This window comes from Ectopseudomonas alcaliphila (genome assembly GCF_900101755.1).
GTDB classification, from domain to species: Bacteria; Pseudomonadota; Gammaproteobacteria; order Pseudomonadales; family Pseudomonadaceae; genus Aquipseudomonas; species Aquipseudomonas alcaliphila.
On sequence record NZ_FNAE01000002.1, the window covers coordinates 281,772 to 306,265 of the forward strand.

Sequence of the window (24,494 nt, forward strand, 5' to 3'; positions counted from 1 at the left end):
AGAAGCTAAGATGATCATTGCAAAACATCATAGGAAACATATGAAATTAAGCAGGTGCTCCTAAATGTTCGATGACGCGAAAGCTATTCATATCTGGGTGGGAAGCAATTTCTCAAAAGAAGAAGAGTATATGAGCTATTTTGAGCTTGATTACTCTGTTGAAGGGGACTTTGCTGACCCAGGTTATAAGCTCTGTGGTTTTTGCAAGGATATCGGTATCGTTTGGTATGACGAAGATTTTATAGGCATCATTCCTCGTCGAGAGCAGGAGGTCTCTTTAGATGATATTTTGGCGGAAGCTGCTATAGATGATGAGCTACCGGTAGCTAAGGCTCGCTGTGATTCTTTGGGTATAAAAAAAGCCAATGCGATTTTTTGGTATCAAGATGCTGATCTTGTGCTTGAGAAGTCGACCAAGGATAGTTATAACGGTCTAAAATATATAGGTGTTTTTAAGGAGAGTTAGGCAGGCGGAAGGATCCAAAAGGGGACAGATTTATTTTCGGCTACCAGTGTTTTTAGCCAATAAATAAATCTGTCCCCTTTTTGTTTTTTGGACCAGGGAAAAGCCCTAGCTATGCGATTAAGGTTCCATATGAAAAAGTACCTAGTCACTTGGTGAAAGATATTAAGAATCGCCCGCCGTCACGGTCGATCAATATAACTGCCAACAAAAATGGGACAGGGTTAATCAAAAGAGTCACAGGATGCCGTTAATGAAAATATATTTGACCCCGGAAAATGTTGACTTTGAAATATCTACGGTTGGCGTACATGTGGTCTACTCCGACGTAGAAGGATCTACCATTGAAGTCGATGCGCGTATACCAGATGCAGTGCAAATAGACTCCTATACTAAAGTCAAAATACATTTCCCGCTTACCGCAGAGTTAACTTGCGTAACAATGAATTTTTTTGAACTGCATCACAAGGATATTGTACTCGGCGAGTGCAGTGCGCGAGGGGCAAAAAAAAATCAGGCTCCAGGTATATACACAATAGAGAACTCGGAAAAGCTAAAGCTGAAGTCGAAAATTTACGATCCTCACAATATTTTTAATCTAAGGCACTACTTGGTCTGCGGGAGTGATAGTTATGTTGAAGTAATTTCTCAGCAATACACAGCACATAAAAAAATCCCATAAAGCAGACCCGCGCGAATCGCCGATGGCCGAGATCAAGATCAATTGGAAAAGGGAACAGATCTATTTTCGGCCACCGGTGGTGCTGGCCAGTAAATAAATCTATCCCTTTTTAGGGTGCATATATAAGTGTCAAGCGAAAATAAAAATTTTCATGTATGGGTAGGTAGCAATTTCTCGCAAGAGGACGAATACATGAGCTATTTCGAAATCGATCACTCTACCGAAGGTGATTTTGATGATCCAAACTACAAGCTCTGTGGCTTCTGCCAAGATATTGGTGTTGATTGGTATGACGAAGATTTCATCGGCATTATTCCTCGCTGCGAGCATGAGGTTTCGCTAGATGAAATTCTGATCGAAGCCGCTGTAGATGAAGATGAATTGCCGCTCGTCAAAGCTCGTTGTGAAGCCCTTGGAATCAATAAGGCCAATGCAGTTTTTTGGTACCAAGACGCAGAGTTGGTCCTCAAGCAACCTATCAAAGATAGCTATAACGGCCTGAAGTACATAGGTGTGTTTCAAGGGGACTGATATGAGAGTCTATTTAAGGGAAAGGCATAGTAGCCTTGACTGTAAATAAGCCGCTTCTTTCAATGGACATGAAAAGACTTTCGAAAAAGAAACAGCGCTTATTCGATGGCACTGAAAATGACTTCTACGTATTCAGTTCAATGTTGGATGTGGCCGAACTCGGATCAGTTTTTTTCGACAACCGGCAGGTCCAGTATTTATGGGAACTGGGTGAGGGGCAGGCCGATGCGCTGGTAGGTCTGATTCCTGGCGCAAGAAAACATATGGTTATTCCAGGCGATTCGCCCGCGTATAAGCAAGGGAACCTCGCTCTGTACGTGCAACGCGTTAATGGGCGAGACGCCAATCAGTCGGTACTTATCGTCGTAGCTGCAGGAGAAGCACAACCTGCGCGCTTCGTGATCGATCTGTGTGGCGTGTTTGTGGACGAGTAAAGCTGCCATCTGATTAGCGTCAGGCTCAAATCATGGTTTTTTGCGATTGCCGCTATGGCAAAAGGCTTACACGCCGAAGCGCAACGGGCCTCTCCCGTCGCCCGCGCAGGCTGGCTAATCTACGCACACCTACCGGGAACTGGATGTCCCGAGTCACGGAAGACAGACCGCGCCAGGATGGCAAACGACAGGATGTCGGAAGGTCTTAAAAAACCCGCTTCGGCGGGTTTTTTGTTGCCTGTAGAAAAGTCAGGCGACACTGAACGCTGGTAGCCAGGCATGACTCAGGTCCGCCAGAAGAAAGCTGTTGGCCTCCCAGATATCACCAGTAAATCCGAGCCCCTCCTGTCAGTCCGCCGTGGCCAGGACCTGTGTATTACGCCCGGCATGCTTGGCGCGATAGAGCGCGGCGTCGGCCTTGAGCAGCATGGTGGTGATGTCATCGTCCAGGGCGGGTGTCAGCCCATAAACACCGGCGCTAAAGCTCAAGGCGATGTGCTTGTCATCAACCTGCGCCGGGTGCCGGGTAAGGGATTGGCGGAGCTGATCGACCAGCTCCAGCGCGCCGCTGGCGTCGGTGCCGGGCAGGATCAGCAGAAATTCCTCACCACCATAACGGCCGATGTTGTCGTTACGCCGCAGCCGCTGTTGAAGATGGTCCGCGCAGTGCCTGAGCACGGCATCGCCGACCAGATGGCCGTGGCTGTCGTTGATCTGCTTGAAGTGATCCAGATCGAGCATGGCGATGGACAGCGGTATGTGTAGGCGGCGGGCACGCTCCAGCTCGTCGGTGAGTTGTTCGAGTATCGCCAGGCGATTGGGCAATCCGGTAAGCGTGTCGCGCAGGGCGGTCTGGCGCAGCTCCGATTCGATGCGCTCGCGCGACAGCAGCACCAGGCCGAAGGAAAACATGATGATGGTGGCGGCACCGAGGGCGACCGATACCGTCTGCTTCAGGTTGCTGACGTCGTAGTGCATCTCCGTCGGCGCGCCGGCGAGGATGACCACCACGCGAATACCCAGGCCGAACAGGCTGATGCCTGCCCCGATCATCAGGATTCGGTGGGCGCGCCCGCCGAGCACGGCATGAATGCGGCTCAGGTGCAGGATCACCAGGCATTGGGTGAACAGCAGCAGGCAGGCGACCAGTTGGCGGGGTTCCTGGGTGTCGATCAGCAGGCTGAGCAGCACGCCCAACAGCAGCGGAAAGGCGAAGGCCAGCCGCCAGGGCGGGCGCTGGCCGTGGATCAGCGGCAGGCTGACGGTGTAGAAGGCCAGAGCCGTGGACAGCAGCGTGTTGGCCAGCACGTAGCTGATCCACATCGACACCTGCCCGAACAGGGTGAAGCCGATGTAGGCCAGCGAGTGGGACAGCATGCCCAGACCGGTGGTGAGCATGCCGTCGCGATGACGCAACTGGCCGACCAGGATCAGACAGCTGCCCATGATCACGGCGACCAGTGCGACGGCTCCGAACAGTGTCTGAGTGTGGGCGATCATGTCAGCCTTCTTGTTTTCTGATCTGCGTTGACTCTAGGGCAATTCCCCTCACGGTGCCTGTGCCGGCTCAGGCCCACCAGTAGCGCACCATATGGAAGAACACGGGCGCGGCGAAGCATACTGAATCGAGGCGGTCGAGCATGCCGCCGTGGCCTTCGATCATGTGGCCCCAGTCCTTCACTCCGCGGTCGCGCTTGATTGCCGACATCACCAGGCCGCCGGCAAAGCCGAGCATGCACACCAGCAGGGCGAACAGCGCTGCCTGCCAGAAGGCGAAGGGGGTGATCCAGCACAGCATGGCGCCGATCAGGGTAGCCAGTGCCACACCGCCGATAAATCCTTCGATGGTCTTGGATGGCGAGAGATTGGGGGCGATCTTGTGTTTGCCGAAGAGCTTGCCGCATACGTACTGCAGCACGTCGGAGAGCTGCACGACGATGATCAGCCAGGCGATCAGCAGCAGGTTGCGGCCCTCGTAGCCGGGGATGTCCAGCGTCAGCAGCGCCGGTACCGAAGAGATGCAGTAAACGGCGATCATCAGGCCCCACTGCACCTTGGCCGCACGCTCGAGGTAGCGGGTGGTGTCGCCGCCCAGCGAAGCGAGGATCGGCAGCAGCAGGAACAGGTAGACCGGGATGAAGATGGCGAACAGGCCGTACCAGCCGAAGGCAATCAGCAGGTATTGCATCGGCAGGGCGAAGTAGAAGGCCGCCACCAGCGCCGGGTAGTCGCTACGCCGGGTCGGCGTCAGCGTCATGAACTCGCGCAGGGCGTAGAAGGACACGAAGTAGAACAGCACGACAACGCCGTTGTTGCCGAACAGGAAGGCGATGCCGATTACCAGCACCATCACCCACCAGGCATTGATCCGCGCGTTGAGGTTGTCGACCACCGGGTTGGGGCGGTCGCCGCTGCGTTTCTTGAGGATGAAGCCGACCAGACTGGCCAGCAGGAGCAGGGCACCGATACCGGCGAATAACAGCAGGGTATTACGATCCATCTCAGGCCTCCTCGGGTGCCAGTGCCAGCAGGGCGTTACGCGCGCGTTCCAGGAAGGCGTCCTTGCCTTCCCCCTCGATGGGCTCCAGCGCTGCGCCAAAGCTCAGTGTGCATAGCAGGGGCAAGGGCAGCGCCCTGCCTTTGGGCATCACCCGGTTGAGGTTGGCGATCCAGACCGGTACCAGCTCCACGTCCGGGCGCGCCTGAGCCAGGTGATAAAGGCCGCTCTTGAACGGCAGCAGCGGCTCGTCGCCGAGATTGCGTGTGCCCTCGGGGAAGATGATCAGCGAGTCACCGCCGTCCAGCGCGTCGAGCATCGCCTGCAGCGGGTTGGCGCCTTCCTTGCGCTCGCGGTCTACCAGCACACCGTTGAACACCTTGTTGATCAGGAAGCTGCGCACCCCGGGTTTCTGCCAGTAGTCGGCCCCGGCCACCGGTCGGGTGCGTTTGCGCAGCTCCGGCGGCAGGGATGCCCAGAGCAGGACGAAATCGCCATGGCTGCTGTGGTTGGCGTAGTACAGGCGTTGGGTCGCCTGCGCGGTGCTGCCGAGCCACAGGGCTCGTGCGCCGGTCAGCAGTCGAGCTGCCGAGGTGATGGCAAAAGCGGTCAATGCAGCGAGCATGGCGACTCCTTAAGCGAAAACGATGAAGATCCCGAGTACAACGATGACGATCTGTAGCAACAGGCACAGCGCCTGTTTGCGTAGCAGGCCGAGCGCGCCCTGAGAGCGGAGGTCCCACGTGCGGCCAGCCTGCTGCGCATTCTGCAGGCCCAGATTCTGTAGCGCCTGATCCAGAGCACGAGTCTGGTTATCGAGCTGTTCACCGGCTTTGGCCAGGTGTTGAAAGAGTTCGGCGTCCAGCGCCACGCGCAGCGCCCAGTATTTCTCGGCCAGGCCGGCGATCAGCAACGCTGCGCAGAGCAGTGCCAACGCCAGGCTCGCGGGGGCGCCAAGCCATGGCGCCAGGCCGAAGACCACGGCGAGCAGGCTCAGTGCACTGGAGCAATGATCGAGGCTGCGCCCACGCCGCAGCAGTGCCGCGACCAGCATGAGGTCAGCCTGCATGGGCGACCTCCAGTTTCGCTCCGGCATCGAGCATGCCCTGCAGCGCGGCCAGGTGCTGTGGGCCAAGCACGATCTGCGGCCGCGCCTGACGGATCAGTGCCACGGCTGACTCCACGCTCTGGCAGCGGCCACTGTGCAGCAGCCAGGCCGCCACGGCGGTGGCGCTGCGCGAGTAGCCCAGCGCACAGCACACCAGCACTGGGCCCTTGTGGCGTAGCCGTTCGATAGCCTCGGCGGCGTGTTGGCAAGTGAGCGCATCCGGCGCCACCAGATCCAGTGACGGCAGGCTGCAGTAGTGCTGTGGTGTGTGCCGCAGCGGCAGTTCGGCGCAGAGATCGACCACGGCTGCATAGCCATCGAGATCGCCCGTGGCGGGCAGACGGCCGAGGTCGATGCCTTCCACCACCTGGCTTGGCGCAGGCTGGCGGTGTGTCCACAGCCGCGAATTGATCCAGGCGCCGAGCAGATAGGGGGCGAGCAACGCCGTGGCGGCCGGGCTGAGGCGTCCGGTGGCCTGCTTCTGGAAACCGCCAGCACCGAACAGCAGGTAGTTGAGCGCAACCAGCGCCAGTGAAGCCGCCGGCCAGAACAGCCACAGCCAGGTACCGCCCAGCTTGACTGCGAGCACGGCGCATAGCGTTGCGCCAAGCCCGTAGCGCATAGCCAGGCGCCAACGGCGCGGATCGTTGGCCAGGCGTATCTGCTTCAGCGGCGTAGCGCCCTGTAGCGGTAGCAGCCACAGGCAGAGGAACCCGGCCAGCAGCCCGGTGGGCAGGTCGATGAAGTGGTGCTGCCAGGTGGTCAGCACGGAAATGCCGATCAACGCCATCCACCCGTGCAGCAGGCCACGCCAGAACGGGCCGCGGGTGTGATTGGCGAACATCGCCCAGATGATCACCAGCAGGGTGATATGCAGCGACGGCGCCTGGTTGAAGGGTTTGTCGAAGCCCATCAGTACGTCGAACATCAGACCGAAGGTACCATCCAGCGGCGGCCGCTCGAAGGTGAAGCGCAGCGGCCAGAGCAGAAAGCAGGCCACGCAGATCACCTGCGCGGCGAGCAGGCGCAGGGCATGGCGATCCATCTCGCGGCGGCAGGCCGGCAACAGGAAGGACAGGCCATAAAGAAGGTCGATCGACCAGTACGGTACGATGGTCCAGGGCCACAGCGGTATCTGCGGCTCCCAGGCGAAGACCAGGCTGCCGACATCCTCGCGCTGCCCGGTGAACCAGTTGGCGAAGCCGTAGCTGGCGAAGAACAGCGGGCCGAGCAACAGCAGCCAGAGTACGCCGCGCTTCCACAATCCTTGTTCGCGGGCGTACTCCATCACTTCACCCGTTGTGCCAGGGACACGCTGAAGATGCCCCACTGGTCGATGCGTTGTGCCACCTTGCGGAAACCGGCTGCTTCCACCAACTGGTCCATTTCTGCCTGGCTGCGCCGGCGCATGACCCAGGCCTGGCCGTCGCGGTGGCTGGTCAGGGCGCGGGCGATCAGTTCCAGCTGCGGGTGCCAGGGCTGGCCGGTGTAGACCAGATAACCGCCCTCCTCGACCGCTGCCGCCAGCCCGGCCAGCGAGTCGCCGACCATCTGGTTGCTGCCGAACAGCTCGTACAGGCCGGAGACCACCGCCAGGGTCGGTTTCGGCTCGAGCGCGGCGAGATCCTCACGGTCGAAGGCATCGCCTTTGACGAAGCGGGCGATGTCGCCCAGGCCCTTCTGCTCGATCAGCGCATTGCCGTCGCGCACGTTGATGTCGCTGTAGTCGCGCAGCAGGATCGAATCGGGGTGCTGCTGGCCCTCCAGCGATTCGAGGATGTAGCGGCCGTGGCCGGCGGCGATATCGACGATGCGCACTGCCCTGCCCGCCTCGCGCAACCTGGCCATGGCCAGGCGCAGCAGTTCCTCGGCGTGCAGCTTGCGCTGACGAATGCCGCGCCAGCCGATGGAGTCGAGGTAGTTCTGGTCGATCAACCGGCCCAGCGCACCCTTGCCGGTGGGCTGGTTGCGGTAGACGTAATCGAGCGTACTGCCGGAGTCGAAACCGGTGTCGAAGCCCAGCTTCACGCCGGCTGACAGGCTGCTGCCCAGGCGCATGCCGGCGCGGGTGGCGCGCCAGTAGAGGTCGCGCAACGAGCGTTTTGGCAGCGGCGCGGCCAGCTCTTCGGCTTCGGCGCAGGTGGCGCCCAGACGATCGGCATCGAGCAGCGAGGGGCGCGTTACCGGCTCCTCGAAGTTGCGCAGGATGAAGCGCCGTGCGCGGCTCAGGGCGTGGGCGCGGTCGCGTTCACCGAGGGTGTCGTGGAAGAAGCCCGGTAGCAGGTGCTTTTCCTTGCGCAGGCTGCCGAGACGCTCGAAGAAGTCTTCCTGCGGCTTGCGGTGGACGACGAAGTCGGCGCCGGAGATCAGCAGCTGGGTCGGCACCTGGATCGCCTGGGCGTCGGCGACGATGCGGTCGGCGGCCTCGTATAGGCCGAGCAGCATGGTGACCGAGATGGGCCGGGCGATCAGCGAGTCATTCTCGAAGGAGGCGATGCGCTCGGGATCATGGCTGAGATAGCGCGCCTTCACGTAGCTGTTGACGAAGAAGTTGCCGCGCCAGGCGTGCAGCAGCTTCAGACCGGGGCGGGCGAAGGGCACGTAGAGCTTGACCTTGAAGGCCGGCGAGGCGAGTACCAGGCAACGCACCTTGGGCGCGTAGTCGTGGGCCCAGGTGGAGATGATCACCGCGCCGACACTCTGCGCCACCACCGCCAGGTCCTGTTCGGCGATGCCGTGTTGTGCGCCGATATGCTCGACGAAGGTCTGCACGTCACGCACGTTGGTGGCGAAGCTCGGACTGTCGCCGCGTGCGCCGGGCGAAAGCCCATGGCCACGGGCATCCCAGGCGAAAAAGTCGCAGTGCGGCAGCTCCAGCTCGTCCACCAGGTGGGCCATGCGTCCACCATGTTCATGGCCACGGTGAAACAATACGACAGCCTGGCGTGGGCCATCGGCGGGCGCTGTCGCCGACCAATGTCGATAGCTCAGCTCGACGCCGTCATGAGTGGTAAAGGTGTGAAGCTGTACGGGGCGCATGGAATCTCCTTATTCCGTAGAACGGGTCAGACCGCTTCGGCCAACCCGTGGCGAATGCGGTTGTAGAGGGTATAGAGCAGCAGGGCGAGGATCAGGGCCAGCAGCAGGTTGATCCACAACGCTGGGAGCAGGCCGCTGGCGACGCCAGCGCCGAGCACGCCGAAGCAGAAGGCGCGGTCACTCTTGCCCATCGGCCCGTCATAGCGGCGTGAGGCGCCGACCATGGGCCCGAGCACGCCGGCGTATTCGCTGATCACCGCCAGCAGTACCACGACAATCACCAGCAGCGGCGAGACGCCTGCCAGCAAGGCGAAGGGCAGATACAGGGCGCTGTCGGCGATCACGTCGCAGAGTTCATTGAGGTAGGCGCCGAGCTTCGATTGCTGGCCGAATTCGCGGGCGAGCATGCCGTCGACGGCGTTCAGCGCCATGCGCAGCAGCATCCACAGGGGAATCAGGGCGAACAGCCAGGTGATGTGACTGAAGGCCGCGAGCAGGGCGCCCAGCAGCACGGAGACGAGGGCTGCAGCCAGAGTGACCTGATTGGCGGTGACGCCGCGTGCATAAAGACGTTCGACGCCGGGGCGCAGCAGGTTCTGGAAGGCGGGTTTGAGCTGGTAGATCGATGGCATGGCAGTGAATTCCCTTTACTGATCCAATCTTCGGCCATTGCCGCGGGTGAGACTGTGAGCCCATCGAGGTAGACGCGGCTTTATCGACGGCGTGTGCCCGCTGGAAGCCAAATCGCTACATCTGAGCCACAACTTATACCCCGCCGCGGGATTTTCCTAGCGCTGGTGATTCGCCAGGAAAATCAGTTTGATGCAGGCAATGATGGCGCTTTGATTGCATTTCCTGCACAGCTTATCCACAGATCAGGCGGTTTCGCCCAGGCGGCTCAGCTGCGGCTCTTCACCGCGCAGTTCGGTCTGTTGCTGGCGTACCCACTGAAAAGCACGTTCGTTGAGCTCGGCGATGGCACGCGGGCCTTCACCCTCGGCGTACATCGGCTGGCCGATGATGACTTGAATGGTGCCCGGGCGCTTGCCCCAGCCGGCCTTGGGCCAGAATTCACCGGCGTTGTGGGTGATGGGCAGCACCGGCAGGCCGGCATTCACTGCCAGGGCGGTGCCGCCACGGGAGAACTTGCCGATCTGGCCTGGCGGAATTCGCGTGCCCTCGGGGAACACCAGCACCCAGGCGCCCTGCTTGAGGCGCTCATCGCCCTGCTTGGCCAGTTGCTTGAGCGCCGCCTTGGGGTTGCTGCGGTCGATGGCGATGGGCTTGAGCAGCGCCATGCCCCAGCCGAAGAACGGCACGCGCAGCAGTTCACGCTTGACCACCTGCGACAGCGGCTCGAAGAAGCCGGAAAGGAAGAAGGTTTCCCAGGTGCTCTGGTGGTTGGCGAGGATCACGCAGGGGCGCTCTGGGATGTTCTCCAGGCCGCGCACTTCATAGCGAATACCGACGATCACCTTGGCCAGCCACACGGCGCAGTTGCACCAGGCCTGGACGACGAAGCGGTAACGCCAGCGGAACGGCAGCAAGGGCGCGACCACCAGGCTGATCAGGCACCAGAAGAACGAGCTGGCCGACAGCAGCAGGTAGAAAAGCGTGACTCTGAAAGCCTGCACTATCGCCATGAAACTTCACACCTTATGAGAGCAGTTGATCGGCGACAGCCGCCAGATCATCGAATACCAGAGTTCCTGGCGGCAGTGGCTTGGCCAGGGTGCGTTCGCCCTTGCCGGTTTTCACCAGCACGGGCTGACAATCGACGGCCAGCGCGGCCTGCAGGTCACCGCTGCTGTCGCCGACGAACCAGATTCCCGCCAGTTCCGTGGCGTAGTGCGCGGCGATCTGCTGGAGCATGCCCGGTTTCGGTTTGCGGCAGTCGCAGCCGTCATCCGGCCCGTGCGGGCAGTGAACGATCAGGCCGACCTCACCGCCCTGCTCCGCCACCAGCTGGCGCAGGCGCGCGTGCATCGACTCCAGGGTTGCCATGTCGTAATAGCCACGAGCGATGCCGGACTGGTTGGTGGCCACGGCCACCGTCCAGCCCGCTTGCGACAGGCGTGCGATTGCAGTGATCGACGAAGGGATCGGAATCCACTCGTCGAGCGTCTTGATATAGGCGTCGGAGTCTTCGTTGATGACACCGTCGCGGTCGAGGATCAGCAGTTTCATGCAGCCACGCCAGAAGCAGAGATGGAAACGACCGCTGGCCGCGAAAATCTTCGCGGCCAGCGCCTGGCGTCAGCCCAATACCGAGATATCCGCCACGCCGAGGAACAGCCCGCGCAGGCGAGCCAGCAGGGCGTAACGGTTGGCGCGTACGCGCGCATCCTCGGCGTTGACCAGCACCGCCTCGAAGAAGGCATCCACCGGCTCGCGCAGACCAGCCAGCTTGGCCAGCGCCTCGTTGTACTGACGGGCGGCGGCCAGCGGCTGTACGGCCTGGTCGGCTTGCTGGATGGCAGCGTGCAGGGCGAACTCACTGGGGTTGTCGAAGTAGTGCGCTTCGACCTGGGCGGCGACGCCACCTTCGGCCTTGCTCAGCAGATTCGACACACGCTTGTTGGCGGCGGCCAGGGCTGCGGCCTGCGGCAGCTTGCGGAAGGCCTGCACGGCCTGCACGCGCTGGTCGAAGTCCAGCGGCGAAGTCGGGCCTACCGCACGCACCGCCTGGTACACGGCCACTTCGATGCCTTCGTCTTCGTAGCGCGCACGCAGGCGGTCGAAGATGAACTCCAGCACCTGGGCGGCCAGGCCTTCGGTCTTGATCTTGCCGGCGTACTGGGCGACGGCGAAGTCGACCGCGGCGGCCAAGTCCAGATCCAGGCCCTTCTCGATCAGGATGCGCAGCACGCCGAGGGCGGCGCGACGCAGGGCGTAGGGGTCCTTCGAGCCGGTCGGCAGCATGCCGATGCCGAAGATGCCGACCAGGGTGTCGAGCTTGTCGGCCACCGCCACGGCGGCGCCGGTCAGGGTGCTCGGCAGTTCGGCGCCGGCACCGCGCGGCATGTACTGCTCGTTCAGGGCCAGGGCGACGTCCTGCGGCTCACCGTCGTTGAGCGCGTAGTAGTAACCGGCGATGCCCTGCATCTCGGGGAACTCGCCGACCATCTCGGTGGCCAGGTCGCACTTGCTCAGCAGGCCGGCACGGGCGGCACGCTGGGCGTCGCCACCGACTGCGCGGGCGATGAAACCGGCCAGTGCGGAGACGCGCTGGGCCTTGTCGAACACCGAACCGAGCTGGGCCTGGAACACCACGTTGGCCAGGCGCTGGTTGAAGCCTTCGAGCTTCTGCTTCTTGTCCTGCTTGAAGAAGAACTCGGCGTCGGTCAGGCGCGGACGCACGACCTTCTCGTTACCCGAGACGATCTGCGCCGGGTCCTTGGACTCGACGTTGGCCACGGTGATGAAGCGCGGCAGCAGCTTGCCGTCCGCATCGAGCAGGCAGAAGTACTTCTGGTTGTCCTGCATGGTGCTGATCAGCGCCTCCTGCGGCACCTCGAGGAAGCGTGCCTCGAAGGAGCAGACCAGCGGCACCGGCCATTCCACCAGCGCGGTCACTTCGTCCAGCAGTGCCGGCGGCACGATGGCGGTACCTTGCTCGGCGGCTGCCAGCTCGTCGACACGGCGCGAGATGAGCTCGCGGCGCTCGGCGAAGTCGGCCAGCACGAAGGCGCTGCGCAGGTCTTCGGCGTAGTTGGCCGGGGCGCTGATACGCACGTCGCGGTTGGCGTGGAAGCGGTGGCCACGGGAGACGCGACCGGCCTTCTGCGCGAGGATCTCGCACTCGACCACGGCGTCGCCGAACAGCATCACCAGCCACTGGGTCGGGCGCACGAATTCGTCGCGACGGGCGGCCCAGCGCATGCGCTTGGGAATCGGCAGGTCGTTCAGCGAGTCCTGCACGATGGTCGGCAGCAGGTTCACCGCCGGCTGGCCGGGGATATGCTGGGCGAAACGCAGTTTCGGCCCGCTGCGGTCGATATCGGCGATGTCCACGCCGCACTTGCGGGCGAAGCCCAGGGCCGCCTGGGTCGGGTTGCCGTCGGCGTCGAAGGCGGCCTGGATGGGCGGGCCGTCGAGGTTCATGCTGCGGTCGGCCTGCTGCTCTTCGAGCTGCTCGACCAGCACCGCCAGGCGCCGTGGCGCGGCATACACGCGGCTGGCGGTGTAGCTCAGGCCAGCGGCCTTGAGGCCTTTCTCGATACCGGCGAGGAAGGCCTCACCGAGGCTTTTCAGGGCTTTCGGCGGCAGCTCTTCGGTGCCCAGTTCGACCAGGAAATCGTGTGCACTCATGCTTGCGCCTCCAGCTTGGCCAGTACTTCGTCACGCAGTTCGGGGGTGGCCATGGGGAAGCCGAGCTTGGCGCGCGCCTGCAGGTAGCTCTGCGCCACGGCGCGGGCCAGGGTGCGCACGCGCAGGATGTACTGCTGACGCGCGGTCACCGAAATGGCGCGGCGGGCGTCGAGCAGGTTGAAGGTGTGCGAGGCCTTGAGCACCATCTCGTAGGTCGGCAGCGGCAGCTCGAGCTCGATCAGGCGGTTGGCCTCGCTCTCGTAGAAGTCGAACAGCTCGAACAGCTTCTCGACGTTGGCGTGCTCGAAGTTGTAGGTGGACTGCTCCACTTCGTTCTGGTGGAACACGTCGCCGTAGGTCACGGTGCCGAACGGGCCGTCGGTCCAGATCAGGTCGTAGACCGAGTCGACGCCCTGCAGGTACATGGCCAGGCGCTCCAGGCCGTAGGTGATCTCACCGGTCACCGGGTAGCACTCGATGCCACCGACCTGCTGGAAGTAGGTGAACTGGGTGACTTCCATGCCGTTGAGCCAGATTTCCCAGCCCAGACCCCAGGCGCCGAGGGTCGGCGATTCCCAGTTGTCTTCGACGAAGCGGATGTCGTGCACTTCCGGATCGAGGCCGATGGCTCTCAGCGAACCCAGGTACAGCTCCTGGAAGTTCTCCGGATTGGGCTTGAGGACCACCTGGAACTGGTAGTAGTGCTGCAGGCGGTTGGGGTTCTCGCCGTAACGGCCGTCGGTCGGGCGACGCGAAGGCTGCACGTAGGCGGCGTTCCAGGTCTCCGGGCCGACGGCGCGCAGGAAGGTGGCGGTGTGGAAGGTGCCGGCGCCCACTTCCATGTCGTAGGGTTGCAGCACCACGCAGCCCTGCTCGGCCCAGTAGTTCTGCAGGGCCAGGATCAGGTCCTGGAAGGTGCGCACGGCAGGCTTGTTCTGGCTCACGAAAAAATCACCTGTGGAGGCTTGCGAGGGAAAGCCGGGGAGTATATCGAAACTCGGCGCAGGCCGCAGGGTACGGCATATCGGCATCATCCACGGCCTTTTGTGACTGTATTTATATCCAGTTATTTTGCCGTTATAGTCGCTGCTTCGACCCTGACCGAGGCTTTCCGCCATGCCCCGTTGCTTCTGGTGCACCGACGATCCGCTCTACCAGGCCTATCACGACGAGGAATGGGGCGTGCCGCAGCGCGATCCCCGTCATCTGTTCGAGATGCTGCTGCTCGAGGGCGCGCAGGCTGGCCTGTCATGGATCACCGTGTTGAAGAAGCGCGAACGTTATCGCCAGGTGCTGCATGGGTTCGATCCCGAGCGCCTGGCCCGTCTCAGTGATGAAGAGATCGAGGCGCTGATGCAGGACCCGGGCATCATCCGCAATCGCCTCAAGCTCAGGGCCGTGCGGCAGAACGCCCAGGCCTGGCTGAAGCTGGAGGACCCGGTGGCGCTGCTCTGGTCGTTCGTCGGTGGCGCGCCGAAGATCAACCACTTCAGCGAGCGCAGCCAGGTGCCGGCAGTGACGCCAGAGGCCGAGGCGATGAGCAAGGCGCTGAAGAAGGCCGGCTTCACCTTCGTCGGCCCGACCATCTGCTATGCCTTCATGCAGGCCACGGGTATGGTTATGGATCACACCACCGACTGCGACCGCTACGCGCAACTGAAGGGCTCATGACCACCATCACCACGCTGGACGAACTGCAGGCACTGTACGGCGACAGCCACGAACGCTCGCGGCGCAAGGAGTTGCCGCGGCTGATCGAGCCCTACCGCGCGCTGATCCAGGCCTCGCCCTTCGCGGTGCTGGCCAGCGTTGGCCCGGATGGCCTGGATTGCTCGCCGCGTGGCGACGCGCCGGGCTTCGTCCACATCCTCGACGACCAGACCCTGCTGCTGCCGGATCGCCCCGGTAACAACCGCATCGACAGCCTGCGCAACATCGTGCTGAACCCGCGTGTGGCGCTGCTGTTCCTGATTCCCGGCGTTGGCGAGAGCCTGCGCATCAACGGTCGCGCCGAGATTTCCCTCGACCCCGAACTGCTGGAGCTGGGCCGCGCGCAGGGCAAACTGCCGCGCAGCGTGCTGCGCATCCATATCGATACCTGTTACTTCCAGTGCTCCAAGGCGGCGGTACGTTCGGGCCTGTGGGATGCTTCGCGCCAGGTGGCGCGCGCCAGCCTGCCGAGCGCCGGCGATATCTTTCGCTGCATCTACGAGGAGTTCGATATCGAAGCCTACGAGCGAGACATGCAGCAACGCCTGCGTACCAGCCTGTACTGACTGGGTCGGCCCTGGCCGTTACACTGGGCGCTTTGCAGAAACGGTTGGAGTCTGTCGTGGAAAAACTCAAGGGCGCCCTGGTGGTGGGTTTCCTGCGCCTGTTCGCACTGCTGCCCTGGCGCGCCGTGCAGGCCGTGGGCAATGCCATCGGCTGGCTGATGTGGAAACTGCCGAACGGCTCGCGCGATGTGGTGCGCATCAACCTGAGCAAGTGCTTCCCCGAGTTGATTGAGGCCGAGCGTGAGCGCCTGGTCGGGCAGAGCCTCAAGGACATCGGCAAGACCCTGACCGAAAGTGCCTGCGCCTGGATCTGGCCGGCGCACAAGTCGCTCAAGCTGGTCCGCGAAGTCGAAGGCCTGGAAGTGCTGCAACAGGCCCTGGCCTCGGGCAAGGGCGTGGTCGGCATCACCAGCCACCTGGGCAACTGGGAAGTGCTCAACCACTTCTACTGCAACCAGTGCAAGCCGATCATTTTCTACCGCCCGCCGAAGCTCAAGGCGGTCGACGAGCTGTTGCAGCAGCAGCGCGTGCAGATGGGCAACCGCGTCGCACCCTCGACCAAGGAAGGCATCCTCAGCGTCATCAAGGAAGTGCGCAGAGGCGGCGCCGTGGGCATTCCGGCCGACCCCGAGCCGAGCCGTTCGTCGGGTGTGTTCGTGCCCTTCCTCGGCACCACCGCGCTGACCAGCAAGTTCGTCCCCGGCATGCTTACCGGCGGCAAGGCGGTCGGCGTGTTCCTGCATGCACTGCGCCTGCCGGACGGCAGCGGCTACAAGGTGATCCTCGAAGCGGCCCCCGAAGGCATGTACAGCGAAAACGTGGAAGAAGGCGTGGCGGCGATGAGCGAAGTGGTGTCGCGCTACGTGCGCAGCTACCCGAGCCAGTACATGTGGAGCATGAAGCGCTTCAAGAAGCGCCCCGAGGGCGAGGCCAAGTGGTACTGAGGTTGCGTCGTCCACCTCTTGCCGATGCGATCGCGGCCAGGTGCTAGAGCTCCAGTTCCAGCCGCCGGGCAGCGAAGTCGTCCAACCGCCCCTTCAGCAGTAACTGGCGAATCCAGGGGCCCAGCAGATCCTGGCGACCGTCGAGCATCTGCACGGGTCCCCATTGCTCAGCGCAGTCGGCGAAGCGTTGCTGATTCGCGCTGACGGCCTCCAGAATGCGCTTGTCCTGGCGCAGCACTACGCCGAACAGCGGCCGTATCAGTAGCCGTTTCAGCCAGCCGGGTAGCCAGCCGCGGCGGGTGGCAATACGGGCGATTACCTGCAGATGACCGGCTTCGGCGGGAACGAGCCAGGCCGTGATCAGCAGCGTGAGCCGGCCGCGTGCGTCGCGGTATTCGATTTCCGCCAGGCCCGGCAAACGGAAGCGGCCGAAGCTCTCGCCGCGACTGCCTTCGAACAGCCGTGAGATCAGTCCGGGTTGCAGGCGCTCTTCGCTGTAACGCGCTTCGATCCCATCTTCCAGTGCGCGGATATCGGCGATCACCCGTTGGCGTTTGCTGTCGCGGCGAATCCAGCCGGCGTGTACGAAGTGCGTGTGGAAGGCGTCAAGGAAGTTCTCCGCCGCCTCTTGCAGGCTGCAACGGACCTTGTCGTGCATCCAGAACAGATCCAGTCCTTCCTGCGTGGCGCTACAGGGTAATGCCGGTGCCGGCAGCTTGGCGTCGCGCACCCATATCAGGCCGTGGGAATCCCGTGCCTGCAGCGGTTGCAGCAGGACTGCGCTGCTGCCTTCGTCGAGGCTGCCCGGGGCCCGGGTGCATTGACCGGCGCCGTTGAAACGCCAGCCGTGGTAGGGACACTCGACTGCGCCGTCGCGCACGCAGCCGGCACTGAGCGGAGCGAAGCGATGCGGGCATCGATCCGGCAAGGCGGCAGGCCGCCCGTCGCGCTCGCGGAACAGGACCAGCGGCCGGCCGTGCAGCACGCGCGCCAGCGGTTTGCCTACGCCGAGCTGCTGGCTTGTCGCCAACGGCCACCAGTAAGCCAGCGGCTGGTCGGTCGGGTTCATAGTTTCAGCTTCCTCATCAGCGGCACACCCAGCCCCTGCAGGAGTGCGGCCAGGGTGCGCCAGACCAGGCGCTGGCGCAGCGGCAGGTGGGCGATATGCAGCATGCTGTATTCGATCTGTGGCTGGCCGCCGCGCAGGCGCTTGAAGTGCGCCGCACCGGAGCTGAAGTTGAGCCGCATGCGGCGTGTGGCCGCCTCCTCCAGGCACAACCGGGTCAATTGGCGATAGAGCCCGGCGCGCTGGGGCAGCGCGGTGTCGTAGCCGACGATGGGCGCGCTGAGCACGGTGTCGCTGGCGAACCAGCCGACGACCCCGTCGATGCGGCCGCAGTCCGCCCGCAACACACGCAGCTCGAGCCAGCCATCACGCTGGCCCTGCTCCAGCCAGGCGGCGCTGTAGTGCGGATTAAGGGCGCTGTATTTATCCAGATAGAGCAGGTTATAGAGCGCTTCGATACGCTCGAACTCCCGGTGTGCCAGGCTTTCGCCCGTCTCGATCCGGTAACCGCTGCGGCGTAGCAGCGTGGCATCGAGCCGGCAATTGTGGTGGCGCAGATAAGCGCTGTCGGCACCCTCGCAGCCATCGAACAGATAGACCTGGCGGCTCGGTACGGCGAGATAGCCAAGTGCATCAAGCCGTTTCAGCAACACGTCGTTGCTCGCCGGGTTGAGCGAGCGAAAGCCGAAGGCATGGCTCGGAAAACGCTGGCGCAGCTGCACTGTCAGCTCATCCAGGCCCTGGCCTTGCCAGTCCGAGGGATACAGGTTGGTCGACAGCAGCCAGTTGTTGACCTGCACGATGCGATCGATATGGGCGCTCCTGAGCAGGTATTCGACACCCGCGACCAGCGGTTTCAGCAGGTGTGCGAGCAGCCGACTGGGCAGGCGCTGCAACTCGTCGCGGGCGTAGCCGCTGTAGGCGGTCAGGGGCGAGACCACATAGCAGTTGTCGGCTCGCTCGCCGCCGTGGTTGATCGATACCGGCATCTGCCATTGGCCGAGGTCGAGCAGTTGCAGTTCGCAGACCAGGTTGCCGATACCGCGCTCGGCATGTTCGCGCACGTAGCGCGCCGCTGCGCTGTCGAGTTGCGCCAGTGGCGGATCGTCGGCAGCCAGCAGCCTCATGCTCTTGGTGTTCCCGCGAGCGACTGACCGTCCCACTCGATATCCGCGGTCGAGGCTGCCAGCAGGCCGCGCCGGCGCATCAGTGCGCGCATGGCGATCTCGCCGACGCCGAGCAACTGGGCTGCCAGTGGGCCGAGGTCGCCGTCACGCAGGATCACGTCGCGCGCCGCGCGATAGTCGCTCCAGAAGGTGCGGCTGACGAGATGGCGTGGCGCGCCGATCAGCAACATCGCGAGTGCCACCATGCGTGGGGTCGGGCTGGGCAGAAGCGGCTCGCCGGCTGTAATCAGGGTGTTCACCAGCGCCGTGGGCTGGTCGTCGAACAGGTGGATGCCGCTGGTCGCGCGTGGATTGCATTCAAGGACGTGAAAACGTCCCTCGGCATCAGCGATGAAATCGAAGCCGACCTGGCCGCTATAGCCTGTGGCCTGACCGAAAGCCTCGACGAAAGTGCGTACGGCAGCAGGTTGCGCAGGCTGGAAGTAGATCCCGGAGCCACGTCCGACGCGGTACAGCGGACGGTAGCAGGCATGTGCGCGTAACTGCCCGCCTACCAGCAGGCTGAAGCTGCAGTGCTCGTCGCCGGCGATGAAGCGCTGGGCCACCCAGGGTTGCTCTGGCGTCGGACGCAGTGTGCGAACGGTACTCGGGTCGGGACGGATCAGGGTGCGTGAGGCGAAGCGCGAGTAGGCCGGTTTGAACACCCAGTCGCGGCTTTCCCCGGCCAGGGCGAGGCAATCTTCGTGGCGCTGCAGCAGGCGTGTCTCGGGCGCCGCAACTTGCCAGCCACGAGTCATCTCGGCGAAGCGGCCCTTGTGATGCAGGCGGTGCAACAGCTCGAAATCGCTGGTCAGCACGCGGCACAGCGGCGTCAGTTGCGGCAGACCATGGGCCAGGTAGAAGACTTCCTCGCAGGTTGGCAGGAGCAGGTCGATGGCGTCCTGGCGGATGCGCTCGGCCAGTGCGTCGATCCAGGCTTGCGGGTTGCCACGTGGCTCCGGCAGGCGGATGAAGTTGTGCACTGCGCGGCTCGAGCGAGCCAGGGGCCAGGCCAGCGAGTCGCCGACGCTGACTGTCCAGCCGCTGGCGGCGAATGCGCGTGCCCATTCCAGGCAAGCCGGCGCACGAGCGCCGAGGATCAGTACGTGCATGGCGCTCCCTCTGGTCTGCGCTGCAGCAGCAGGCGGCGACGCTTGGCGCCGGGTTCATCCGGTATCCAGTCGGTGGTGTGCAGCGTCGCGGGTTGCACCTGCTGCTGTTGAAAGAATGCCGCCAACGCCTGGCGCAAGGCGGTGTCGGCCTTGCCGGGTTCTACCGCCTTCACCTGCAGGTGCCAGTCCATGCCCTCCTGGCGCAGGCGCCATTCCTCCAGGTTGGCCTGCGCGGTAGCGATGGCGCGCCGCAGCAGATCCGGGTAGAGCGGACGCAGGCCGCTGCCATCCAGCGCCGGCAGCCAGAAAATTTCATCGGCGCGGCCTTCGATGGCGGCCAGGGTGCGCTCGGCGCGGCCACAGGGGCATGGTGTCGGCGCCAGTTGCAGAATGTCGTTGAGGCGATAGCGAACGATGATCTGCGTGGTACGCGAGAAATCGGTGATCAGCGGCTGGAAGCGCCGCTGCTCCTGGTCCAGCCATTCGGGTTCGATCAGCAGATGGGTTTCGTTCAGGTGCAGGTTGCCATGCTCGCAGCTGTAGCCGAGAAAGCCTTCGCTGGCCTGGTAGATCTGCGCCGGACGGTGGCCGAAGGCGTGCTCGATGCGCTGTGCGTCTTCTTCCTCGAGGACTTCGGCGACCGATACCAGATGCGCCGGGGCGATGCGCAGGCGCCCGGCCTGATGCGCGTCGGCCAGAGCGCGCAGTACCGTGGCCGGCGCCACCAGGACATGCGGCTGCTGCTGTTCGAGCGCTCCCAGCGCGGCGTCCAGGCCCAGCAGCAGATCATGGAAGGCGAAGTCGATGCGGCGGCTGGACAGCGTGGTGTACAGCCGGCTGTTGGCACGCAGGAAGAAGGCGATGCGTAGCGGCGGTCGCCACGGCAGCAGGTGGCCGAGCAGGCGTGTCGGCAAGGTGCGCGCCAGCAGGGTTCCGGCCCAGCGTTCGCGCTCTTCCCGGCCGACCAGAAAGACACCGCGATGACCGGAGGTGCCGCTGGAAAGGCCGACGGTCAGCTCGCCCAGCTGTGGGCTGAAATCCCGTGAGTGCTCGGCTTGCAGGGCGACGTCCAGAGCAGCTTGCAGGTCGATGTTCTGGCTGTTGCAGGCGCTGAATTCATTCATCAGCAGCGCCTTGTCCATGCCAGGCCATCGCTCCAGTGGCTGCCCACGAAAAGCGCTCAGGCGCGGTGCCTGTGGTGCGGTTTCGCGCAGAAAGCGCGTCAGCTGACGCGCTTGCCAGGCCTCCAGGCGGCGCCGGTCGGAGAAGCGCAGCCACCAACGACTGTGGATGAAGCTGGTGGCAACGCGCAGCAGGCTGCGCAGTCGTTCAAGGTCGAGCATGGAATGCCTCTGCGGCCACTTCGCAGTGCGACGGCAGGATCAGCAGCGAGGGTTCGCGCCGGGCCAGTTCGCTTACGCCGGCGAAGGTCTGGCGATAGCTGCGTACAGCGCTGTTGCTGAACCACTGCGTTGCTGTGGGGGGCAGCCGACCTTCGCGGCAGGCCGGCAGCGAATAACAGGCGTCCGCCACCAGCAGCAGCGGCCGGCCACCGGCATCGGGGATGCACAGGCCGAGTTGGCCGTGGCTGTGTCCGGGGAGTACGACGCCGAGCAGGCTGCCATCGCCGAACAGGTCGAAACCGTCCCTGAACGGTGCCATCCACGCTGGCAACGGCCGCTGCGGGTAATCGTCGGCGTGCTCCAGGCGTGCCGAGAAATCGTCCGGTAGCAGTCCTGGCAGGCGCCCCTGCAGCGTTGCCCGCCAGCGCTTGCCGCGCAGCGCCAGCACATGCTCGCTCTCGGCGCGCAGGGCGATGAAGCGCGCCTGCGGGAAGTCGCGCAAGCCGGCAACGTGGTCGCCGTGATAGTGCGAGACGATCACTGTGGTGACCTCCTCACAGCGGATACCGCGCGCGGCGAGCTGCGCCGACAGACACTCTTCGGCAGGCAGACTCACCGGCAGCAGGCTGCCGTAGAGGCGTTCGGGAAAAGCGCCCGTGGCGTCGAGAAAGTGCTGTGCATAACCGGTGTCGTAGAGCATCCAGCCGCGTGTCGGGTGGCGCAGCAAGGCGCAGTACGACGGGAAGTCGACCTGCCGCAGCCCTGCACCGCGGGCAGCCATGCACGCCAGGTGGCGGCAGCTGCCGACCCGTAGCCAGGCGACGTCGACCGATGCGCTCATCTGCCCTGCTCCAGCCACCAGGCCGCGTGGCGACGAATGCCTTCTTCGAGGTCGATCCTGGGCTCCCAGCCAAGCTCGCGGCGAATCGCCGAGGTGTCCAGGGTCTGGCTGAAGGCGAGTACGCCGGCGCTGTAACGGGTCAGCAGCGGCTCCTCACCGCTGCGCCAATGCGCGCCGGCTTCGAGCAAACGGGCGACGGCGGAAACCAGCGGCCAGGGCAGCCGGCGCGTGCGTAGCGGCAGCGCGAAGGCCGTGGCGACGCGTTCCAGCAGATGGTCGAGGCGGATCGGTTCGGCATTGCTGACGTTGTACAGGTTGTAGCGGCCTGGTAGCGGACGGGTCAGGCCGAGCCAGACGGCATCGACCAGGTTGTCGATGTAGGTCAGGTCGAGTTCGGCCCGCCCGCCGCGCATCAGCGGAATCGCCCCACGACGCATCACGCGCAGCATGCGCGGCATCAGCGTGGCGTCCCACGGGCCGAATACCGCGCGTGGGCGCAGCACCACGGTTGGCGCGACATCGGCTTCACGCAGCAGCGCTTCGGCCATGCCCTTGGTTTGCGCATAGCGGTTCACGGGCGGCGGCAATGGGTCGCGCTCACGCACGTCGAGACGATCCTGAAAGTCGAAGTACAGACTCGGTGTCGAGAGATGCACCAGGCGCGCGACGCCTTGCGTGCGACAGGCCGCGATGACCTCTTCGGTAGAGGCGACGTTGGCGCGCTGAAACGCCTCGGCGCTGCCCCAAGGCGCCGATAGCGCCGCGCAATGCACCAGAGCATCGGCGCCCCGGGCCGCCTCTGCCAGCGCTGCACTCGCCTGTGGAGTGCCGTGTTCTAGGGGTAGAAAACGCATCGCTGCGCGAGCGTGGCGCTGTACTTCGTCAGCGGCGTCCCGGTTGCGGCCGCTGAACACCACCTCGCAGCCCTCTGCGGCCAGGCGCCAGGCGATGTGTCGGCCGACGAAACCGGTGCCTCCGGTGAGCAGAATCTTCATTTCAGCTCCAGCAGCATGCCGCCGAGTGAAAGCCCGGCACCTGTGCCGAGCAGCAGCACGCGCTGACCGGAGCGGATGCGCCCGTCGCGCAGGCCTATGTCGAGGGCGGTCGGCAGCGAGGCGGCGACCTGATTGCCGTACTCGGCAAAGATGTCGATCACCTGCTCGGCAGAGAAGCCCAGCCGCTTGCGCAGGTGTTGCATCGCCAGATGGCTGGCCTGGTGCGGAATCACTCGGTCGATCTGTGTCCGCTGCACTCCCGCTTCGTCGAGCAGAGCCTGCAGAAATCCTGGCAGATGGGTTGAAGCCAGGCGGAACACCGCTTTGCCGCGCATGGCGAAACGGCTCAGTGCAGTGAAATGCTCGTCGCCGCGCGAGGGATGATGACGCGAGCCGCCCGCCGCAATCTGGCAGAGCTCGGCGCCTTCGGAATAGGTGCGTAACTGCGCCGCGAGGATGTTCAGGCGCAGTCCGTCGCCGTCGCGTCCGAGCACCACCGCCGCGGCGCCGTCGCCGAAGATCGCGGCACTGTGCAATTGCTGCCAGTCGAGCCCGCAGGAGGCGATGTCGGCACAGACCAGCAGCACTCGACGGTAGCGCCCTGCGACCAGTGACCAGGACAGCTGGTCGAGGGCAGCGATGAAACCGAGGCAGCTGGCGTTGATGTCGAAGGCCGGGATGCCGCTCGTGCCGAGGCCAAGCTCGCGGTGGATCAGCGCGGCATTACAGGGCATGCCCTGATCCATGGTGCCGCTGGCGGCGATTACGCAGTCGAGCTGGTCGGCACTCAGGCCGGCAGCGTGAAGGGCCTTGTGCGCGGCCTGTGCGGCAAGGCTGGCGGCAGTATCTTCGGCGGCGGCCACGGCGCGACTGCGTACGCCACTGAGGCGCTCGATGCTGCCATCGGGCAGACCGAGCGACTGGTCGATTGCGCTGCTCGCCAGGCGTCGCGCTGGCAGGGCATGGCCGCTACCGAGAAGTGACAGGGCGCGCAAAGGTAAAGAATCGTTCGGCATGCACAATCCATTGTTCAGGCATGGGTAATAGCCCGGCATGATGAACCAGCGAGGCGTTTACGCCTACTCCGCAGGCTAGTCAGCAGGGTATTTTCGTGCGCCAGGAGGCCTTTTTCGGAGGTCTCTGCAGTGCTAGATCGCCGTCGTTCACGGCGCGTCGATGCTCGCTTGCTGCCGCGCGCTCAGGTGGCGAACTGCGCTGGCCGCCACGCGCCTCAGGCGGATTCTGGTAGCCTGTTGGCGCCTTTTTTCTGCCGCATGCTGGGCGCTTGCGCGCTAATGCGCTATTAAAGGCGACATCGCTCGTCCATTTCTGGAGCAGTCATGCCGAACCAGCGTCAGCAGGTGCGTACCCCGATGAAGTGCCGGATCAAGATCAGCCACCCCAGCTTCGGTGAGCTGCTGGCACAGACTCGTGACCTGTCCGACAGTGGCGTCTACGTGAAGCACCCGGACATGGCCGGCCTGGCGGTCGGCACCGAAGTGACCGGCCAGGTGCAGGATCTGCCCTTCCCCGCCCCGGTCTTGAAGATGGAAGTGATGCGCGTCGATATGGAAGGCGCCGGCCTGCGTTTTCTCGACGAGGCCTGAACGACTCAGCCAACCCGGACATTCGCAACGAATGTTTCGGATCTATGGAACATTTTGTTACATCTGCACTCTGATCAAG

The 24,494-nt window shown here is 63.6% G+C and carries 26 protein-coding genes; 8 read left to right on the forward strand and 18 right to left on the reverse strand.

The genetic code is table 11. The features are described 5' to 3' along the window. Positions 1 to 64 precede the first annotated feature (64 nt). The 4 genes from BLR77_RS09975 (at position 65) to BLR77_RS09985 (ending at position 2,110) form a co-directional block, all read left to right on the forward strand. Entirely contained in the window at positions 65 to 466 is a 402-nt protein-coding gene (locus tag BLR77_RS09975) for an immunity 22 family protein (protein ID WP_074677262.1), read from the forward strand. A gap of 250 nt (positions 467 to 716) precedes the next feature. After that, a complete protein-coding gene (locus BLR77_RS25040; RefSeq protein ID WP_139202934.1) occupies positions 717 to 1,145 on the forward strand; it encodes a hypothetical protein in 429 nt (142 codons plus the stop codon). Positions 1,146 to 1,271: 126 nt separating this feature from the next. Beyond that, complete coding sequence (locus BLR77_RS09980) at positions 1,272 to 1,676, forward strand: immunity 22 family protein (protein WP_074677264.1); 405 nt, start codon at positions 1,272 to 1,274, stop codon at positions 1,674 to 1,676. 35 nt (positions 1,677 to 1,711) lie between these two features. Continuing rightward, positions 1,712 to 2,110 (forward strand): hypothetical protein, encoded by a 399-nt coding sequence (locus BLR77_RS09985; RefSeq protein ID WP_139202936.1) that lies wholly within the window; start codon positions 1,712 to 1,714, stop codon positions 2,108 to 2,110. A gap of 348 nt (positions 2,111 to 2,458) precedes the next feature. Here BLR77_RS09985 and BLR77_RS09990 read toward each other — a convergent pair whose 3' ends face one another. From BLR77_RS09990 to glyQ, 11 genes are all read right to left on the reverse strand, one after another. After that, positions 2,459 to 3,610, reverse strand: coding sequence for a GGDEF domain-containing protein (locus BLR77_RS09990; RefSeq protein ID WP_074677268.1), 1,152 nt, complete (start codon positions 3,608 to 3,610; stop codon positions 2,459 to 2,461). Positions 3,611 to 3,677: 67 nt separating this feature from the next. Beyond that, positions 3,678 to 4,610 carry a phosphatidate cytidylyltransferase gene (locus BLR77_RS09995; RefSeq protein WP_074677270.1) on the reverse strand — a complete coding sequence of 311 codons (933 nt, stop codon included), beginning with the start codon at positions 4,608 to 4,610 and terminating at the stop codon, positions 3,678 to 3,680. 1 nt (position 4,611) lies between these two features. Next, the gene (locus BLR77_RS10000) at positions 4,612 to 5,232 is read right to left on the reverse strand and encodes a lysophospholipid acyltransferase family protein (protein ID WP_074677272.1); all 621 of its coding nucleotides are present in this window, start codon (positions 5,230 to 5,232) and stop codon (positions 4,612 to 4,614) included. A 9-nt stretch (positions 5,233 to 5,241) separates the two neighbouring features. Further along, complete coding sequence (locus tag BLR77_RS10005; protein ID WP_074677274.1) at positions 5,242 to 5,676, reverse strand: hypothetical protein; 435 nt, start codon at positions 5,674 to 5,676, stop codon at positions 5,242 to 5,244. Beyond that, on the reverse strand, positions 5,666 to 7,003 hold the full coding sequence (locus BLR77_RS10010) for a phosphatase PAP2/dual specificity phosphatase family protein (protein WP_074677276.1): 1,338 nt from the start codon (positions 7,001 to 7,003) through the stop codon (positions 5,666 to 5,668). Before BLR77_RS10010 ends, BLR77_RS10005 begins: the two co-directional genes overlap by 11 nt. Further along, positions 7,003 to 8,754, reverse strand: coding sequence for a bifunctional alpha/beta hydrolase/class I SAM-dependent methyltransferase (locus BLR77_RS10015; protein ID WP_074677278.1), 1,752 nt, complete (start codon positions 8,752 to 8,754; stop codon positions 7,003 to 7,005). Before BLR77_RS10015 ends, BLR77_RS10010 begins: the two co-directional genes overlap by 1 nt. Before the next feature lie 26 nt (positions 8,755 to 8,780). After that, entirely contained in the window at positions 8,781 to 9,386 is a 606-nt protein-coding gene (locus tag BLR77_RS10020; protein ID WP_074677280.1) for a CDP-alcohol phosphatidyltransferase family protein, read from the reverse strand. 243 nt (positions 9,387 to 9,629) lie between these two features. Further along, complete coding sequence (locus tag BLR77_RS10025; protein ID WP_074677282.1) at positions 9,630 to 10,397, reverse strand: lysophospholipid acyltransferase family protein; 768 nt, start codon at positions 10,395 to 10,397, stop codon at positions 9,630 to 9,632. Positions 10,398 to 10,410: 13 nt separating this feature from the next. Further along, on the reverse strand, positions 10,411 to 10,941 hold the full coding sequence (gene gmhB, locus BLR77_RS10030) for a D-glycero-beta-D-manno-heptose 1,7-bisphosphate 7-phosphatase (protein WP_074677284.1): 531 nt from the start codon (positions 10,939 to 10,941) through the stop codon (positions 10,411 to 10,413). Positions 10,942 to 11,010: 69 nt separating this feature from the next. Further along, positions 11,011 to 13,065, reverse strand: a complete 2,055-nt coding sequence (gene glyS, locus BLR77_RS10035; protein ID WP_074677286.1) for a glycine--tRNA ligase subunit beta — start codon at positions 13,063 to 13,065, stop codon at positions 11,011 to 11,013. Beyond that, complete coding sequence (glyQ, locus tag BLR77_RS10040; RefSeq protein WP_074677288.1) at positions 13,062 to 14,009, reverse strand: glycine--tRNA ligase subunit alpha; 948 nt, start codon at positions 14,007 to 14,009, stop codon at positions 13,062 to 13,064. Before glyQ ends, glyS begins: the two co-directional genes overlap by 4 nt. A gap of 172 nt (positions 14,010 to 14,181) precedes the next feature. Here glyQ and BLR77_RS10045 point away from each other — a divergent pair, with 172 nt between their 5' ends. Genes BLR77_RS10045 through BLR77_RS10055 form a run of 3 tightly spaced genes read left to right on the forward strand, consistent with a single transcriptional unit; the run spans position 14,182 to position 16,285 of the window. Then, entirely contained in the window at positions 14,182 to 14,736 is a 555-nt protein-coding gene (locus BLR77_RS10045; RefSeq protein WP_074677290.1) for a DNA-3-methyladenine glycosylase I, read from the forward strand. Then, the gene (locus BLR77_RS10050) at positions 14,733 to 15,341 is read left to right on the forward strand and encodes a pyridoxamine 5'-phosphate oxidase family protein (RefSeq protein WP_074677292.1); all 609 of its coding nucleotides are present in this window, start codon (positions 14,733 to 14,735) and stop codon (positions 15,339 to 15,341) included. The genes BLR77_RS10045 and BLR77_RS10050 overlap by 4 nt, the downstream gene beginning before the upstream one ends. Positions 15,342 to 15,397: 56 nt before the next feature. Beyond that, positions 15,398 to 16,285, forward strand: a complete 888-nt coding sequence (locus BLR77_RS10055) for a lysophospholipid acyltransferase (protein WP_074677294.1) — start codon at positions 15,398 to 15,400, stop codon at positions 16,283 to 16,285. A gap of 43 nt (positions 16,286 to 16,328) precedes the next feature. Here the strand turns inward: BLR77_RS10055 and BLR77_RS10060 are convergent, their stop codons facing one another. From BLR77_RS10060 to BLR77_RS10090, 7 genes are read right to left on the reverse strand one after another with little or no spacing between them, the layout of a single operon-like run. Then, positions 16,329 to 17,354 (reverse strand): Rieske 2Fe-2S domain-containing protein, encoded by a 1,026-nt coding sequence (locus tag BLR77_RS10060; protein WP_074677296.1) that lies wholly within the window; start codon positions 17,352 to 17,354, stop codon positions 16,329 to 16,331. Beyond that, complete coding sequence (locus BLR77_RS10065) at positions 17,351 to 18,478, reverse strand: GNAT family N-acetyltransferase (RefSeq protein ID WP_074677298.1); 1,128 nt, start codon at positions 18,476 to 18,478, stop codon at positions 17,351 to 17,353. Before BLR77_RS10065 ends, BLR77_RS10060 begins: the two co-directional genes overlap by 4 nt. Next, positions 18,475 to 19,629, reverse strand: coding sequence for an ATP-grasp domain-containing protein (locus BLR77_RS10070; RefSeq protein ID WP_074677300.1), 1,155 nt, complete (start codon positions 19,627 to 19,629; stop codon positions 18,475 to 18,477). The genes BLR77_RS10065 and BLR77_RS10070 overlap by 4 nt, the downstream gene beginning before the upstream one ends. Then, positions 19,617 to 20,972, reverse strand: coding sequence for a F390 synthetase-related protein (locus BLR77_RS10075; RefSeq protein ID WP_074677302.1), 1,356 nt, complete (start codon positions 20,970 to 20,972; stop codon positions 19,617 to 19,619). The genes BLR77_RS10070 and BLR77_RS10075 overlap by 13 nt, the downstream gene beginning before the upstream one ends. Continuing rightward, positions 20,959 to 21,813, reverse strand: a complete 855-nt coding sequence (locus BLR77_RS10080) for an MBL fold metallo-hydrolase (protein WP_074677304.1) — start codon at positions 21,811 to 21,813, stop codon at positions 20,959 to 20,961. Before BLR77_RS10080 ends, BLR77_RS10075 begins: the two co-directional genes overlap by 14 nt. Next, positions 21,810 to 22,808, reverse strand: a complete 999-nt coding sequence (locus tag BLR77_RS10085; protein WP_074677306.1) for an NAD-dependent epimerase/dehydratase family protein — start codon at positions 22,806 to 22,808, stop codon at positions 21,810 to 21,812. The genes BLR77_RS10080 and BLR77_RS10085 overlap by 4 nt, the downstream gene beginning before the upstream one ends. Next, positions 22,805 to 23,824, reverse strand: coding sequence for a 3-oxoacyl-[acyl-carrier-protein] synthase III C-terminal domain-containing protein (locus tag BLR77_RS10090; RefSeq protein ID WP_074677308.1), 1,020 nt, complete (start codon positions 23,822 to 23,824; stop codon positions 22,805 to 22,807). Before BLR77_RS10090 ends, BLR77_RS10085 begins: the two co-directional genes overlap by 4 nt. 324 nt (positions 23,825 to 24,148) lie before the next feature. On the opposite strand from BLR77_RS10090, the gene BLR77_RS10095 reads away from it, so the two are divergent. Beyond that, positions 24,149 to 24,415 (forward strand): PilZ domain-containing protein, encoded by a 267-nt coding sequence (locus BLR77_RS10095; protein WP_074677310.1) that lies wholly within the window; start codon positions 24,149 to 24,151, stop codon positions 24,413 to 24,415. Positions 24,416 to 24,494 lie beyond the last annotated feature (79 nt).